This window comes from Providencia sp. PROV255, from assembly GCF_028478065.1.
Taxonomy (GTDB): domain Bacteria; phylum Pseudomonadota; class Gammaproteobacteria; order Enterobacterales; family Enterobacteriaceae; genus Providencia; species Providencia rettgeri.
In genome coordinates this window covers 48,434-65,816 of sequence record NZ_JAMPMI010000008.1, presented here as the reverse complement: position 1 = coordinate 65,816, position 17,383 = coordinate 48,434, and the positions used below count along the sequence as shown (strand labels likewise).

The 17,383-nt window shown below is 35.7% G+C and carries 12 protein-coding genes; 7 read left to right on the top strand and 5 right to left on the bottom strand.

Going from position 1 to position 17,383, the window contains the following annotated elements; all coding sequences use genetic code 11:
- The first annotated feature begins 271 nt into the window (after window positions 1–271).
- Window positions 272–1,423, top strand: a complete 1,152-nt coding sequence (locus tag PR725_RS07140) for an MFS transporter (protein ID WP_109912222.1) — start codon at window positions 272–274, stop codon at window positions 1,421–1,423.
- A gap of 61 nt (window positions 1,424–1,484) precedes the next feature.
- On the opposite strand, the gene ydeE is transcribed toward PR725_RS07140, so the two are convergent.
- Both ydeE and PR725_RS07130 read right to left on the bottom strand, forming a co-directional pair.
- On the bottom strand, window positions 1,485–2,675 hold the full coding sequence (gene ydeE, locus PR725_RS07135; protein ID WP_004910890.1) for an efflux MFS transporter YdeE: 1,191 nt from the start codon (window positions 2,673–2,675) through the stop codon (window positions 1,485–1,487).
- A gap of 303 nt (window positions 2,676–2,978) precedes the next feature.
- Complete coding sequence (locus tag PR725_RS07130; RefSeq protein WP_109912223.1) at window positions 2,979–4,136, bottom strand: iron-containing alcohol dehydrogenase; 1,158 nt, start codon at window positions 4,134–4,136, stop codon at window positions 2,979–2,981.
- 250 nt (window positions 4,137–4,386) lie between these two features.
- On the opposite strand from PR725_RS07130, the gene PR725_RS07125 reads away from it, so the two are divergent.
- The 4 genes from PR725_RS07125 to PR725_RS07110 all read left to right on the top strand — a co-directional run bounded on the left by PR725_RS07125 (window position 4,387) and on the right by PR725_RS07110 (window position 12,781).
- The gene (locus PR725_RS07125) at window positions 4,387–8,580 is read left to right on the top strand and encodes a C80 family cysteine peptidase (protein WP_272568304.1); all 4,194 of its coding nucleotides are present in this window, start codon (window positions 4,387–4,389) and stop codon (window positions 8,578–8,580) included.
- 54 nt (window positions 8,581–8,634) lie between these two features.
- On the top strand, window positions 8,635–9,063 hold the full coding sequence (locus PR725_RS07120; protein ID WP_272568302.1) for a hypothetical protein: 429 nt from the start codon (window positions 8,635–8,637) through the stop codon (window positions 9,061–9,063).
- Between the two features lie 170 nt (window positions 9,064–9,233).
- Window positions 9,234–11,705 carry a calcium-binding protein gene (locus PR725_RS07115; RefSeq protein WP_272568299.1) on the top strand — a complete coding sequence of 824 codons (2,472 nt, stop codon included), beginning with the start codon at window positions 9,234–9,236 and terminating at the stop codon, window positions 11,703–11,705.
- Window positions 11,706–11,896: 191 nt separating this feature from the next.
- Window positions 11,897–12,781 carry a DUF362 domain-containing protein gene (locus PR725_RS07110; protein WP_109912225.1) on the top strand — a complete coding sequence of 295 codons (885 nt, stop codon included), beginning with the start codon at window positions 11,897–11,899 and terminating at the stop codon, window positions 12,779–12,781.
- Window positions 12,782–12,824: 43 nt separating this feature from the next.
- Here the strand turns inward: PR725_RS07110 and PR725_RS07105 are convergent, their stop codons facing one another.
- Both PR725_RS07105 and PR725_RS07100 read right to left on the bottom strand, forming a co-directional pair.
- Complete coding sequence (locus tag PR725_RS07105) at window positions 12,825–13,703, bottom strand: alpha/beta fold hydrolase (protein ID WP_272568296.1); 879 nt, start codon at window positions 13,701–13,703, stop codon at window positions 12,825–12,827.
- 142 nt (window positions 13,704–13,845) lie between these two features.
- Entirely contained in the window at window positions 13,846–15,030 is a 1,185-nt protein-coding gene (locus PR725_RS07100; protein WP_209101531.1) for an MFS transporter, read from the bottom strand.
- Between the two features lie 94 nt (window positions 15,031–15,124).
- On the opposite strand from PR725_RS07100, the gene PR725_RS07095 reads away from it, so the two are divergent.
- Entirely contained in the window at window positions 15,125–16,048 is a 924-nt protein-coding gene (locus PR725_RS07095) for a LysR family transcriptional regulator (RefSeq protein ID WP_238564649.1), read from the top strand.
- A gap of 127 nt (window positions 16,049–16,175) precedes the next feature.
- A complete protein-coding gene (locus tag PR725_RS07090; protein ID WP_109912229.1) occupies window positions 16,176–16,712 on the top strand; it encodes a metallophosphoesterase family protein in 537 nt (178 codons plus the stop codon).
- Here PR725_RS07090 and PR725_RS07085 read toward each other — a convergent pair.
- On the bottom strand, window positions 16,709–17,338 hold the full coding sequence (locus PR725_RS07085; RefSeq protein ID WP_164528829.1) for a helix-turn-helix transcriptional regulator: 630 nt from the start codon (window positions 17,336–17,338) through the stop codon (window positions 16,709–16,711). The genes PR725_RS07090 and PR725_RS07085 overlap by 4 nt on opposite strands.
- Window positions 17,339–17,383: the final 45 nt, after the last annotated feature.

The following is a 17,383-nucleotide window of genomic DNA, read 5'->3' as shown; positions in this document are numbered from 1 at the left end:
AGATGATTAAATGATAGTTAATATATATTTAACTTAGTCGGTATTACTTGAATTTAATTAATATTTAAGATTTAATAGGTATCTCTTCAGCCTCATACTTTCAGTATGCTATCCCAATTAATATCTCAATTTTTCCAGTAGTCAGCTTGACTGCGCCCTAGTGGCTTGCTACCAAAAAACTTACCTCAACTACTTTTTTAAAATTCAAATTTTATAAGTACCAATCATAAACAATGGTTGGAAATTCGATGTATATCAAAACGAGAATATTATGATATCTACTCATTACCTGCTGCTTTTATCCGCAGTAGCGGTATACCTTGTGGGTACCGCAGAATTCATGTTATCGGCGATTTTATCGCCGTTAGCAAATGTTTTTCATGTTCAGCCCGACCAAATTGCTTGGTTGATATCAGCTTATGCATTGGCCTATACCTTGGCAGCGCCTATTATAGGTTTCTTATCAGATCGAATTGATAAACGAAAAATTGTACTCATGGCTCTTTTGTTATTATCACTTGATAGCTTGGTTATTATTTTTGCGCCTAATTTATTGATTGCACTAGTTTTAAGAGGATTTGGTGGATTAGCATCTGCCGCACTTGTTCCGGTTATCTTTGCCCTTATTGCTGATGTGATGAGCGAAAGTAAGCAAGCTGCAGCAATGGGAAACATTATGATGGGAATGACTGTCGGTATTATTACCGGGCCTATCATCGCTGGGGCATTAGTTCAGTATTTTGCGTGGTACGCGCCATTTATTTATACCGCGGTAGGGTGCTTAGTGGTATTCATCATAGGGATATTTACGCTACCTCGTTCACAAAAAGTAACCAGTAAAAAATTATCTTTCATAGCGATTAAACAAAAAGGTATTGTTCGACTTATATTAGCGAAAGGTCTATGGAATGGGGTGTCAGTCTGTATGTTTCTGCTTGCGGGTGAAATATTAAGGCAAAGATCACACTTAGAAAGCGTTGAAGTTGGCAGTCTAATGGGATTATTCGGGGTCGGATTATTATGTGGCAATGGTTTGGTTGCAAGAATAGAGAGGATTAAGACGTCAAATAATACAAAACTCATTGTTATTATTTTAATAATCATGGCTGCGATTATGTTATTTCTTAGTGGGTGGCTTTCGTTAATTGGTCATGGCTTATGCTTAACTATTCTTGGGGGGATGTTGGGATTAGCATCTCCCATAAGTACCTCAATGTTAGCAAGGCAAAGTGCAGAGAATAAAGGTTTTGTCTTGTCGATATCCGAGAGTGTGAACAACTTGGTTTTATTATCTGCACTACCCGTATTTTCTTTATTTTTTTCGAAAGGTCACCTTGTGATTTCTATGATCATGATTGTTATATTCTTGAGCTCCGCTATTTTTTTAGTTTTCCCGACAAGACAGAGAAAAGACAGAGAATAAAAAGATAGTAGATTGCTTATTTTTCTCCACCGAAAATGGTTTTTCAGTGGAGAAAAGAGTGCTATTGGGCAACTAATAGTTGTTTCTTTCTTAGACGCATTCCATTTAACATGGATAGCCAAGCTAAAAATGTAATAAACATAAGAATAATAAAAATAAAATAGGGTGGAAGTTCTGTTAATACAACCCCTGTTAACATCGGATTAAATGCACCACCAAGCAGCCCTAGAGATTGGGCCGAAAAGTAACTAGCCTTCATTCCGTCTGGTGCAATACTATCAATCAGCATATATTCACCAGGGGCATAAATTAATTCACCCAGAGTGAAAATAAAGGCACCAAGAGCCCAAAGGTATAAATTTTCATGGGCATACATAAAGGTTGCCAACCCTAAAATAAAAAATAGACTGCCTAATGTCATTAATTTTCTTAAATTATCTGGGGTGATGCGTTTTCCGACGGTATATTGCAACGTCACCACGACAATCGCATTCACAGGCAAAATAACACCAATAACCACTTGAGCGAAATCACTGTCCGCTACAGTAATGGCGTACTGGGATATCCAAGTCGTAAAAGTACCGAAAACTAATGAGCCTAAAAACGTTGATAAAATAAACCAAGCTAGCACTTGGTCTCGTAGCATAGCGACAGGGTTCCATTTACGGATTTGGCCTTCTCCTAATGGTGTCGGCTTTATGCTCTGTACAAACCTTTGTATAAAAAATATCGGAAAAGCGGCAGAAATTGCGGCTAAATAGAATGGCAAGTTAATACTATACATTAATAACCAAGTACCAATTGGTGGTCCAACGGTCCAGCCTATATTAATAAAGGTATAGTTTAAGGAAAATATTTTTGCTTTTAATGCAACGGTGAGGGTATCTGCGAAATACGCTTTTAGTACCGTAGAGAATACGGAATAAGAGCAATTTATTAGTGAAAAGAAAATAATAACTAAAATTGCATTATTAACGATAGGTATTGCAATAAACCCACAAATAAAGGCGATAACAGCAAATAACATACAGCGTTTTTTGTCTACGCGGTCAGCTAGCATGCCAAAACCCATGCTAAATAAAACACCGACTACCATAGCCATTGACATTGCAACACCAACAATATCAATAGCCATTTTATATTCACGGGTCAGGTAAATAGCCATGAAGGGCAATGTCGCACCACGCCCAATAGTTAAGAGCAGTGACGATGCAAGTAATGCACTGTTTGATATATTAAATTTAGATAACATGGCACACAACCTAACTCATTAATTGTTGTTATAGATTTGTTTCAGACGTTCTGTAAGCTATAAAATACCTAAATTTACTGCGGTGAGATATGGTGATTAATGCTCAAAATTGAAAACAATATTTTGCTGATGCTAATGTACCATTCTCAATTAAAAATCTGGTAATATGAAATACAATCTTGATAATTAAATGTTATATGCTGTTGTAATCACCAAGAATTTAAAGTGAGTTATAAGGCGAAGGAATCTTGACGTTAAAATAGAAAAAGGTGCAATTTTGCACCTTTTCGAAAGAAGTAAACATTATAAAGCGGCAGTATATACTCGGCGGCTAATATCTAAATTAATATCTTGGTGCTCACCTAATTTCACCATACCATGTGCAGCCAAGCTATTGACTAAGGGCTCAATAACATCTTGATTCAGCTGGTAGTCACTGAAACGAGTACCCACTCGCATTTTTTCAAAGAACTCTCGAGTTAACTCAATGGATTTGAGTGCTTTCTCTTGTTCTGTACCTGACGTAATTCCCCAAACTCGTTCGGCATATTGCACTAATTTGGCCTGTTTTTGGGCTAATTTTTCTGTCAGCATGGACGGTAGAACAATCGCGAGTGTTTGTGCATGATCCAAACCATACAACACAGTAATTTCGTGACCTAACATATGGGTAGACCAGTCTTGTGGAACACCAACACCGATTAAACCGTTTAAAGCCAATGTGGCTGTCCACATTAAATTAGCCCGAATATCATAATCTTTCGGAGTCTCTAGCGCTTTAGGTCCAATTTCGATTAATGTCTTCAATAAACCTTCTGCAAATGCATCTTGTACATAGGCATTTACTGGATAAGTCAAATATTGTTCAATCACATGAACAAAAGCGTCAACGACACCATTACTGATTTGACGAGCCGGTAAGGTATAGGTTTTGACTGGGTCAAGAATAGAGAACTGAGGAAATACGTGGTCACTCATAAATGCAAGTTTAGAGTGTAGTTCTTCACGAGTAATCACAGAACCTTTGTTCATTTCAGAACCTGTAGCAGGTAATGTTAATACAGTTCCAAACGGTAGCGCAGTATTTATGGTAGTGCCTCTATTGGTGACCACTTCCCACTTATCACCTGGATAATTTACCGCTGCCGCAACAAATTTAACGCCATCAATGACCGAACCGCCACCAACAGCCAGCAAGTAGTCAAAGCCTTCCTTTTCAATTTTATCGACCGCTTTTATCAAGGTTTCATAACGAGGATTAGCCTCAATTCCACCAAAATGATCGAATGTTCGAGATCCTAAAGCTTGCTCAACTTCATTTAAGGTTCCTGTTTTTCTTGCACTTTCACCGCCAAATAAAATAAGAACCTTAGCATTTTTAGGGATAACTCGGTCAAGTTCACTGATTTTACCTTCACCAAACATGATACGAGTGGGGTTATAAAATTCGAAATTGTTCATATATGGCCTTCGCAGAAAGTAGAAATGAATCCAAATAATTACATGCATATAATATAATTACAAGTAAACATAATATAATCATTAAAATGATTGTGTATCATATCGATTTGATGGCTTATATTTTAATAGAGAAATTATCTTGAGCGTTGTTAGTTGTAGTTAATCTTAATTGTTTTTTATATATTTTACTGATGTGGCAATCTTGTTAAGTTGAAGATGGGTTTTAATTTGACAAGGAAAGAAAATTTAGATGATAAATATAAATGATAAGAAAACTAATGATGAAATAATTAATAAAGATGATGATTTTATATTTTTAACAGAACACATAGATGGCAGGCCATTAGTAGGGGAGCAGTCCTCCGAACTTAAAAATATATCTAACTGGTTTAATCCTATAGATGAATTCACAAGGCTTACAATTTTTCATCATTTAATGAGTCGGCCTACAAGTGACTCGACATATAATTATCATGTTTTAATCCAAATAGGAGGTGATGACTCAGCAGCTAAATCAACGGGGAGATTATTAGCAAAATTTCCTAGTAATTCACTTGTTATACAGTTTGATATTAAAAATGAACAGTGGAAAGTACTACATGGTGATTTACAAACTCAAGTTAAAGGGAAAATACGTTGGGCGGTTATTGGCCATGGTCAATATACTGGACGTAACCAGCAAAGCCACCTTGAAGGGTACCAAGCTTACCAACTTATTACAGGTTTGAAGTATCTTAAAAATGATGTACTGAAGGCATATCCACCTAATAAGATTGTTTTGGCAGGCTGCCAATTAGGACGCGGGGGGGTAAATGAAAACTTTGTTTTTAGGGCAAGTGTCGAATTAGCTAAGTATGGAATATACCTTCCAGTAGTAGGTTATAATCGACCTATCGGTATCACGAGTGACAGTAAAAAAATAACTTGGCCATATAATTTAGCAGGGGAAAAACAGTCTACTAAAAATTGGCGGTTGGAAATTAATATTAACCAAACTAACCAACAGAGCTATATTAATGGAAAGCATGCCAGTTTATATTTTATCGGTGAGCTAAGAAGTGGTGAGTTAGAAGTTTGGCAGTTAATCAAAGATGAGCATTCTACTGCTATGGATATTTTTAGGGATCCAAATAATGAGTATAAAATCGATATTGATTTGATTAAAAAAGTGGCTTTTAATCATGATGCATACGCTATTTTTAAACAGAAGTTAAATGCGAAAGATACTCAATTTAATAGTGATTTTAGAAGTGAACTAATTCGTGAATATGAAAATGTTGGAATATTAGAAACACCATTATGGTTAATGATTAATAAAATCAATGTGAATGCTAATCCGCAAAAAATCAACGATACTGTCAAAATTATTATTCGCTCAGGAAGAGGCGTTGTAGGCAAAAAATATGCTGAAGATCTCGTTAATGAGCTCCCTAATAGCACATTATTGTTTCAATTAAACCCGAATACAATGGAATTTTTCTCAGAGTATGGCGACATAGAGCATTTACTAAAAGTAACTAAACAACAGTGGATATTAATAGACAATATTCATTCTGAACCTGGTTTTATTCAAAATTATGCAAACTCATTAAATGTGTTAAAAACAAGATATGGTTTTAAAATGCCAGAAAATATTATTCTATATTTAACCGATAAAAAGGCACTTTTGACAAAAGAAGAAAAGGTGATTTTTGGCGAGGAGTTAACGAGTAAGCTAAAAACAAATGGGATATATACTAAAGTTTTTTTAGAAAATAATTTTGAACCAAGACATAAAATAAAAGCATTACTTGAAGATATTAGTCTAGGTAATTTACTAGCAGAGCATATTGATATTAATAAACATCTTTATTTAAAAGGGTATTTTACATTCCAAGATGGAAGTGTCGATAAGAACAAAATAAATATTGCAGCATATGACCCCATTATCAGTAAAAAAATTAATAAAATTTGTGACGCTGAGAATGAAAATGATTTCTCTCATATGTGGAATTCAATATTTATTGATGATGACACCACTAGCATTAAACAGCAAGCTATTGAAGTAAAAAATATTTTGGAGTTTTTGAGCCTCCAACCTGAAAAAATAAACTACTTAGGTAAGCAGTCTATAAAACGTTTGAGTGAGCTATTCCCTAGTGGGCAAGGCTTTAATCATGCAGAAGTTTTAAAACTAGTCCAAGATCCAATGAAATTAAGAGAATATAATCAATATATTGATGATTTTTTAATCCTCTATATAGATATTAAAACTCCATTTGGAAACGAAAAGTTATTAAAAGAAGAATTTAGATTAACTTTAGATTTACATGAAAAACGAAAATCGAATTATGCAGCATTATCTCAGTTATCATATAAAGTGGGGTTCAATGTTACAGTAAATAAATTGCCAGTTGAAATACATTCATTTGAGAATATCTGCTTTTTACGCTTTTTACAGCATAGCAATTTAGCTGACGAACAAAGTTTGCAACTTAATGAAAAATTTGAGGTTTTAACCAAGCTAACACGTAAAAAAGAATTAAGTAATATTACCAATAAAGAGCAAGAAGTGCTCAATAGATTTGATGAAATATATCAATCGAATCTTGATTTATTAGGAGCTATTTCTAATGAAATTAACGAGCAATCTCACATATTATTATTTGATAATATGGAAAATAATCAGATTATCACTTTTCAAAGTGATAAGGAAATATATACAATTACAAGCTATTCACGTAATGATAAGTATTTTTTAACTTTATCTGATACGACAGGTGTTGAACTTGTTATTGGCCATTCAGAATTTAATCAGGCAAAGAAACACTTATCTAATGTTTTTAATGATTATATTAACCAAGAAATAATGCAAGAGGATGGCTCAGTATCAACCAGAGGAAATATTGCGGGATTTAAGCACAAAGTAGGCGAAGCCTTGTTTGGTGAAGTGCAAATCATAAATACAGAGAGTGAAGCATACCTCAGGATGCGGCAAAGCATAATGAGTGAGCTAGATATTTTTTTTAAGTCATCAGCAATATCAGTGATTGATGATACGGAAGTTACTTTTGGCGAGCAGGTAACATCATTAAATAAACTTAGAGATATTGGGGCAACAATAAATGGTGAGCCACTAGATTTTAAGCATATTCAGGTACTTAACTGGGAGGGGGATGTTAAATTTAATCCTGATAAATTAGCCTTCCAACTAACCTTTTTAACTGAGGATCTAAAAGATACTAATCTCATTAAAATGCTTAATAAGAGTTTGCAAAATGACCAAATAACACGACGCATTGATGTTAACTCAGAGATCCAACCACGGGCAGTACTACATGAACAATTGCAAATTATTCAGGGATCACAACTTGATAATCAAGCAGGTGTAGATAAAGCAGTGGGGGATTTACGGCGCATCGGCATGAAATTACCAGCCTATGCCAAAATAGCTAATTATTTCGGACAAGGAATCGGTTCGACAGGGATATTTTTAACGATCAACTCTGTTTACCAGTTGATTGATGAATTAGATAATCCTGCTCTATCAGAGCAAGAAAAAAGGGAGACACAGAAAAACCTTGATTTGGCCTGTGCAAATGCATTTTTTAATTATGGGGATATGGTCTTGCAGCCCATTTTACTTAAGCTGGCTTACAAGCAATACGGGTCATTTAATGTATCATCAAAAATTACAGCTCGTATTACAATTATATTTAATTTAATTGGAATGGGATTAGATATTTATCAAGCTTGTGAAGCATTTGAACAACTAGACAGGGTTACAAATGATAAAGAGCGCCAAGACTTAATTGTGAATGGTTCTTTGTCAATTGCTAACATTATTGTGGGTGGTGTAACTATAATTGGTATAATCATTGGCTCATCGGTAATACCTGTCGTTGGTTTAATTGTTGCGGGTTCCTTATTAATTGGAGGGATGGTATATACAGGTATTCGCGCAGTAGAAAAAATTGAAGATGAGCTCGGTGAATCTCTATGCTGGGATGAAAAAGCCAGAGAAGGTATTCGTGCTGCACTTGGTTTCCCTCCTTCAGACAACATATTAAATCGATTTAGTTATAAACAGCATTTAGCACACTTCAAAAATATAAATTGGCAACAAGATTTAGATATGTTCAAGTCGTCATTTTTATATCAGGGTTTCGATGAACACTTGCAATTGGTTGGTAAACCGATCCTTGTTGAACATATCAAACATTATATTTATTATAGAAATAACTCAAAAATAATTAGTAGTGTAGAGTTTGTGGATGTGGATAGCCGTGGACCTCTTAGTCATATTGATAGTGATGAAATAGGGCCTTACTATACCATCGAACAAATTAATTTTATTCGGGAAAATTATCATTATGATTCTCAAGATAATCGTTGGATAAAAAGCTTTCAAACACAGAGAGTCAATGAACTGAATTTTAATTATCGTTTTAGACTGGTGAATTAAACGCCTCCTATCGCGTATAAGAATATTGGCGAGGAGGTTGCCAATGACATTCTTGTGCTTAATCCTGAATATGATAGTTTATTACTAAAACAATTTTTACATAAAAACGAGCTAACTACTTCTTATAACATAAAGAAAAAACAGTCAGTTGCTACACAACTAAGTTCCTTATCAGCATCAGAGCTACGGCTATTTCAGGCTAGAAATAATTATACCAATACGATCCATCCTGATATAAATAATGATATTAGAGTGAATAGACTAGGAGAAGAGTTTTTAAACCAGCCTATTGATATTGCAAGGGAATTATTAAGTGAAAATGCTAGGGTTATTTATGAAGGTATGCAAAATATTGGTTACCGATATGAAAATGAAGCCAAACAAAAAAACATTAGTTTTAACCCAGGGAATGGAATAGATGTTATCGTTGGGAAAAAAATTCAAAAAATTTATTTAACATCAATGCAGGGAGTAAATTTCTAGTAGGCGGCGAAAAAGATGATATTACAAATTTATCATTATTATTTGATAATAACATTGAAGAAATTAACGAAATTTATTTTGATGGTAATGGAGGGAATAATAGTATAATCATTAAAGACTTTCCATCCAACAGTAAAATAGATATCGATTTGAACAAGGGAATGTCAGAGGTGGCCTTCATTAATCATAAAGTTAAGAAGATTCATTTGCACAATGTTAATGATGTGATGCTAATTGGAGATAGCTCTACGACAACAGAATTATTAGGTAATAAAGAATCCAACACATTAGATGCAGGGGCAATGATTGCATTTATTCAAGGTATGGAGGGGGATGACCATTTAATATTTGAATCAGGGATAGTCAATGGTGGAGAAGGCGATGATAACTATTTTCTACGTCGTGTTGACTGGCGCAATAATCAAGATGAATTAAATGATGATTTATTAGAATTATCAGCTGTAATTATTGAAAAAATACAAGGTCAAAGTCGAGTGAATTTAGGGTATATGTTAAGCGAAATAAAGGGGGCCAGTATTTCGGGTAATGATCTCATATTAACTATTGAAATGAAATTGGAAGAGCCAGAAACGAAAATTTTAACACTGAATGTTACTTTAAAAAACACGTATAGAATCGATAGTAATGGTAGGGGAATATTTCACAGGTATCAATTATATACAAGGGACGGATTTGTATTAAATACTAAGCTAAATAATTTGGATTTAAGTGCTTCACACATTATAAGTGAAAATATTTTCAATATTACTTATCAGGGTGGCGCTAGCTCTACAATGAGTATTGATGAGAGTGAAAAAACAATTTCAGTTGATAATGAAATATATGATCAACCTTTATGGGGGGATTTTAAATTTCATGGGTTAGCGAGTAAGTTAGAGTATAAAGGAGAGAATAACGATGGCCACCTTTTAATGGTCAGTAGAAACAGTTATATTATAGTTACCAAAGGAAGAGATGTTTATCAAGTTAACCCAGATCAGATTTTTCAAGGTAAAATCATTTTTGACTTTTCAAATATTAAACCAGAAATGGAAAATGAGTTTGATATGACCATTTTATTACCTTATGAGAATGGGTTTGATATCAAGGCATTGGGGAAATCAATATTTTTATATGATAAATTCAGTAATGAAAAAATTGAAATTAGCTTCGTTAATTTATCATACCAAATAAGTAAAGAAATTCATATTAAAGACGGTCATGGAAATTTATTTAGGATAAAAATGGGGCAGGATTCTTATAATATTGAACCAATTGAATGTTTGGAATTACCAACAGTAAATAATGATTACATAAAAATCCCTAAAGGATATAATTTTCGTTATCCTATTTTAGATACAAACAATGGTGATGACCTAATTGATGACAACAGCATGATAGGGAATATCATAAATTCAGGGGAAGGTAATGATATTATTATTTCAAATGGAGGAGGGAATGTTTTGTATGGAGGTAACGGTGATGATTATGTATATGGTGGTGAAAATAGTGATTTAATTCTATCTGACTTGGGTAATGACAAACTTGATGGACAAGGAGGAGATGACCACTATTTAATTGATGGAAGTAAAGGGGGCGGTAATACAGAAATATTAGATCAAGTGGGATTTAATAATATTCATTTATTTAATTTTAAAACACAGTATGAGGTCATAGACGAACGGGAAGAGACTTATCATCTTTATACATCGCAATCTAATTTGCGTACAGTCAAAGTAAAAATGCCCAAAAATAATGAAAATAGCAATAATCAAGTCTGTCATCATCAGCGGTTACCCTCCCATATGCCCACCCATATTCATAATGATGGAATGGCACATTTAGTTCGCTACCTTGCTGAACAGCGTCAATATAAAAAAGAATTAACGCCAGAACAGATTTGGCACCCTATGGATGAGTTTAAAAATTTTTCTAACGAGTTAAGCTTTTCATCAATTATTGATACAAAGACAAAAAATATACATATTAGTGAAAATACGCCATTTAGGCGCTTGTTTATTCGAACAAAAGGACCAGAACAAAAAGTTTGGGATAGAAGTGGGGTCGGGCGGGTATTTAAAGCGCAAGCGGTAACTGGAGCCATTTCAATTCCAGATGGTATTTACGGAAATAATGTTCTTTATGCATCAATAAGTGATACCAATTTATATGGTGGTGAAGGGAATGATGTCTTCATTTCTAATGGTTCAAATGGGTTGTTAACAGATGCTAGCGGAAAAAATAGTTTTATTATCAATGGCGAAATTGTAGGCTGGAATTCGTTGTATAGCCTTGGCGGTGAAAACACGATTTACCTAATTAATTTTAATAAGGACGTTATTCGAGAGGAACCTGACCACCGAAGTAATGCAACTCGATATACTTATACTTCAGATCATGGACGTAGTGTGAAAATATTTCAGTATCCGAATACGATAGCTCCCACTGTAGTTCATGTGCAGTCTTTAGAGGGGCAAAATGAGCATTCCACCCAACAAAAATTAAATCATTTAGTGGAGACGTTAGCGACACTACGCCTACAAGACGAAGAAAACTGTATTGGTATTCAGGATATTGAATATTTACAGAAGAATTGGGAGCCCACCAACCTTGTTGATAATTATATGAAAAAAGCAAGTTAGAAAGGAGGCGTAAACCACAAGGCTCCAAAATACAGAGATTTTTGTGGTTTTTAAGTAATTATTTAGCCCAAATCATCTTTATCTACAGAGTGTTGTACTAAAATAGTGTGAAAATTAATGCTAGAATTTAACTATTAAATATAACAATTTTTAAATAAGTTATTTTTGTTGTAACGGGAGAGTGTAGAGCAATGAGACGTTTTATTAGTTTAGAGCTGCCTCCTGAACCCATAATTAACGGTCAGTGCGTAAGAAAACGCCTGAAAAATAGCATCTGTGATAATTGTGCCATCAGCTGCCCTGTTGGCGCTGTGTCATTTAGCCATATGGATGCAGAAATTAATAATGAATTGTGTTTTCAATGTGGTAATTGTTTATTTGCTTGTCCTGTCGATGCTATTGAAAATATCAAACCTCACGAACGCAGCTATCAAGGGGAGTTTCTGATAGTAAAACATGACGAACCCATTGCGAATGCGGACGAACTGATTGTTTGGCACCGGCAATATGGCATTCGTGGTATGCAAATTGCTGAACCCTGGGTTGATAAATGGTTGCCAACGATTGCGGCATTAAATTTAAAACTCAAAATATTACAAGAACCTATTTGGCAATTACGTATTGTTCAGCCTGAACAAGTCGATAGCGGTCGTCGGATGATGCTATTTCGTCAAAAATTGGATTCAAAGCCGTTAGATAAGGGCCAGGTGAAAACAGGATTAAATGCAAGAAAACAATTTTACCCTGAAGATAGCTGGTTTAAGGTCGAATTAGACACAGAAAAATGCATTCTTTGTGGTGCTTGTGCCAAGATGTGTGATGAGCATGCGATAGAAATTGAAAATAACCAATTTTTGATAGATGAAAAACGTTGTACTGGTTGTATGAGTTGCCAAGTCGTTTGTTTTCCTAAATCTATCCATGTACAAGCATATACAGCCAAAAATAGCGTACCAAAAATTTTCCATTATTATGATGCGCAGTGTAATACCTGCCATTTACCTTTTTCTTCTTGGGAAGAAAATACCCATATTTGCCCAATTTGTGCGCAGCATAAGAAACAAGGGTGGTTATAATAGTAACTAAGGCTCATTTTCAGAGCCTTAGTACGCGAATTTATTAATTTAAATGATTAATTATCAGTTTAGCGATTTGTGGATTAATCATTGGTGGCGTTTCATGGCCCATACCTTCAATAACTTCCAATTTTGCATTCGGAATATTGTTAGCAATATCTTGCCCTGCGGCTAATGGGAAGAGCGGGTCGATTGAACCATGAATAACTAATGTGGGTACATTAATGTGCTGTATATAAGAACGCAAATCTCCGGTGACGGCAACAGCCACAATTTGGCGTTTAGTGCCTTCTGGTGAATGATTGCGTGCGAGTGATTGCAGTATATATTCACGATAATAATTTTCATCAAATGGGCCAAACGTTGAGCTGATCCGGCGATAAAACGCAAGCTGTCCTGACAAATATCCTTCTAAATCTTCTTTTGGGTTAGCACTTGGGCTCATTAGCATTTGCATAACATCGGGAGCACTTTGTGGCAGAGTCGGGTTCCCAGTCGATGACATGATTGCACAAAGAGATAATGTACGTTCAGGAAATTTCGCTGCCACTATTTGGGCTATCATCCCTCCCATGGAACGACCGATAAAGTGGGCTTTATCAATAGATAACGTATCTAAGAGCTGGATAATATCTTCAGCCATATCGAATAAGGTATAAGGAACAGCGAAAGGCTCACCTTGTTGCATTTTTTCAATCAATACCCCTAAATCAATAGGTGGGAACTCATTGATATGATGAGATAAACCCGCATCTCGGTTATCTATACGTAACAGGTAAAAACCAGCATCTGCAATTTCCTGACAAAAGTCTGACGTCCAACTAATGTTATGGCCACCTAAGCCAGGAATGAGGACTATAGTCGGGTTATCTGGTGTACCAAATGAATCATAAAAAAGTGGAACTGAATTGGTTTTGGTCATTTTTCTTCCGGTATCTTCATTAATAGTGCTATTTATATGCCGTAGTTTCGTTGCAATTACGAGCCATAAAAAATGGCAATGATTACCTATGATATAATCGAAGTTTATCATGGTAATCATTTTATTGATGAAGAATGTCAGATTAATGTGTTTTAAGGTGATAAATAGCGAGTGCCAGTAGCGCCGTTGTGAGTAATAGAACTGCGATGATGAGGTTAGCAGATAACCCATATAAGAAGACAACCATGCTGCCTAAAGCAGAACCCAAAGCAATGCCTGCATTAAAAAAAGCAATATACAGTGAGCCCGTAATTTCAATATGTTGAAGACTGTGCGTAATCATCCATGTCATCAATGTGACGGAGACACCACCATAAGCCATTCCCCAAGCTATAATAGTTAGGCCGCCAATTAATGTTGTCAGGGGTAAAATAGCAAGCAAAAATAAGCAAGCAATAATGATTGTTATAATGATAAACAAGGATAAATTAAGCTTTTTCCCCGCCGTTAAGCCAAAGATAAAATTCCCCAAAATGCCCGCGATACCATAAAAAAATAGCATAATGCTAAGTTGTTCACCTGTTGCATGAATATTAGCGACTAATAGCGGTCTAATATAGGTAAACACCATGAAATGCCCTGATACCAAAAGTAAGGTAATGGCTAACCCAAGTAATATTGTTGGGCGTTTTAATTGTGCAATAAAAGCGTTAGCAGAAGGTGGTGTGACCGTCGGTAAAGAGGGTAAAAGAACTACCATTAACAATAATAAAATACATGATAAGGCACTCATTAAGAAAAATGCGCTGCGCCAATCCCACCATTCACCCATAAAAACGCCTAATGGAATCCCCACTACCGAGGCAGCAGCCACTCCACCAAAAATCATTGATGTTGCTAAATTAACATGTGCTGATGCCACTAAACGCGGTGCTATTCCACCTGCGATCGCCCATATAATGCCAATACATAAACCAATAAATAAGCGGCTAATTAATAGCAATGTAAAATGAGACGTGATTGCCGCAAACAAGTTACATACAACGAGCAGCAGTGCACCAAAAATCAGCAATTTTTTACGATCAATTTGTTCGGTAAATAAAATTACCAATGGTGAGCAAATTGCAGCCACGACAGCAGGTAAAGTCATAAGCAACCCGCTCAAACCGATAGAAATAGAAAACTGATTGGCAATAGGGGTTAATAGGCCGACGGGTAACATTTCAGTGGTCACAACAATAAAAGTGGCAAGGGTTAAGGTCAGTATTGCCCCCCATGAACGAAGTGTGCTGATGCTATTTGAATGTTTAATGCATTGTGAAAACATATTCTACCTAACTAAAAATAAAATTGTTGAAATAGCATATAGGGGACATGATAGGAGATAAATATATCAAATGTAGAAATATTGGGGATAAATCGTGTCTAATTCAGCTTCTCTAGTGATGGATAACCTACTTGATTTAAAAGTCTTTGTGGATGTTGTTGAAACACTGAGTTTCACGAAATCGGCCGAACGGCTAGCACTATCGCGTTCAGCGATTGGGAAATGTATTGGGCGACTAGAACATCGTCTACAAACTCGCTTGTTACATCGAACGACACGAAGTATTCATTTAAGTGATGAAGGTCAATTGGTGTATGAATCTGCCATTAACATATTACAAGAGATTGAAAGAGTTGAAAATATATTAAGCCAAGGCCAGCAACAACCAAAAGGATTATTAAGGATAACGGTACCTGTGGTATTTGGAAAACGTTTCATTTTACCTCTCGTTCAACGTTATCTAGCACAATGGGAACAGGTTGAGGTGGATGTAGATTTTAATGATGACTATTGTGATATTGTGCGCGATGGTTTTGATATTGCGATCCGTATTGGCGGAATGGATGATAACCGTTTAGTCCGTAAAGTCTTAGCCCCACATCGGTTAATCACGTGCGCATCCCCTGAATATCTCCAGCAGCGCGGTGAACCAGTAAACCCGCAAGCTTTACAGTATCACAGTATGCTGGTGTTTAGGCACCGAGGATATAATGTGTCGTGGAAGTATAAAATTAATGGGCATTTGCAAAATTATCCAGCTCAAGGGCGTTTAGTATTAAATGACACCGAGGCTATTCTCGCCGCAGCTATAGAAGGACAGGGAGTGTGCCAGTTAGGTGCATTTTTAGTGAGTGAGGAAATCAAAAAAGGCCGATTAGTGCCAGTGCTAACCGAGTTTTCCCTGCCTGAGTCACCTATTTGTGCGCTATACCCGACAAAACGTTATTTACCCCCTAAAGTTCGTGAGTTTTTAGCGCTAATTGATGAGTGTTGGGAAGGAAGGGCAATTTGGGAGTGATTATTACGCTAAATAAGTCTGTTTTCAGCTAATTCCGTAAAGCAATTAAAAATCATTGAGATATGATAAATAGTAAGCAAATGGTTTGCTTGAGTAGAATTATTATTAATATATTTTTAGGTTTTATATGATTTACTTTATTTCAGATACCCATTTTTGCCATTCAAATATTATTAACCTATGTGACCGACCGTTCAAGAGTATCAGTCACATGAATGATACGTTGATTCATAACTGGAATGCGTATGTTACTGAGCATGATGAGATCTACATACTCGGTGATTTTTTATACAAGGGGAATGGCGCGGATGCGAATAAAATATTACGTCGCTTAGCAGGGAAAAAATATTTGATCCGCGGCAATCATGATAAATTTTTGGACGACCCTGAATTTGACCAATCGTTGTTTGAATGGGTTAAAAGCTATTATGAGTTGGAATATCAAAAACAAAAATTAGTGTTATTCCATTACCCAATATTAGAATGGCAAGGCTTCTTCCGTGATGCAATTCATTTATACGGCCATGTTCATAATTCAGGGAAAGACCCAGAGCAGTTTAAGCGCTTAGCGGTGTTAGGGCCCCGTGCTATTAATGTCGGCGTGGATGTAAATGATTTTTTCCCCATCAGCATTAAACAGATATTAAAAAAAGCCAATCGTTAACTGTCTTTTTTCGCATACAAATAAACCGAGGCTCTTGATATTCCTAAGTGCTGAGCCACTGTTTCCATAGATTTTTTGATATCTAACAGGCCTTCATTGCGTAGCACTTCAATTAAGTTTTTTCTTTCGTCTACTTTCAATGTGCGTGGTGTCGCAGCTAAGGTGGCTGCATATTGGTCAATACGCATGCGAATGGCTTCTGCACCATTAGGCTCAATATGCTCTTTTATTGGGCTATTACCCACGTCAATAAATTGCGATAACATACTTTGCATACTTCTAAATAATGTCATATCCAGATTTAAGCACAATGCGGCAATGTATTGTCCTGACTCATCTTTAATACCAATCGAAGTGCTTTTTACTGGGCGCCCATCAGAAAATTGGTTGGCATAATTAGCAATAATATTCGGAAAATCTGCAGATTCAATTCTTGCATGGCCGAGTTCGGTAGTAGGTTCACCAACTTGGCGACCAGATAAGTTATTATGAATAGAAAGGATCGAGTGTTCCGGATTTTTAAGGTCGTGTACCACCACTTCACAAAAAGGGGCAAATGTTTCACTAAGACCTTTCGCAATAATTTCAACTTGAGCCAGTATTGAATTATCTTTTTGACCTGACATGCTGTTTCCCTTCATCCATCAATTGCTAATCCCTAATTTTAACCT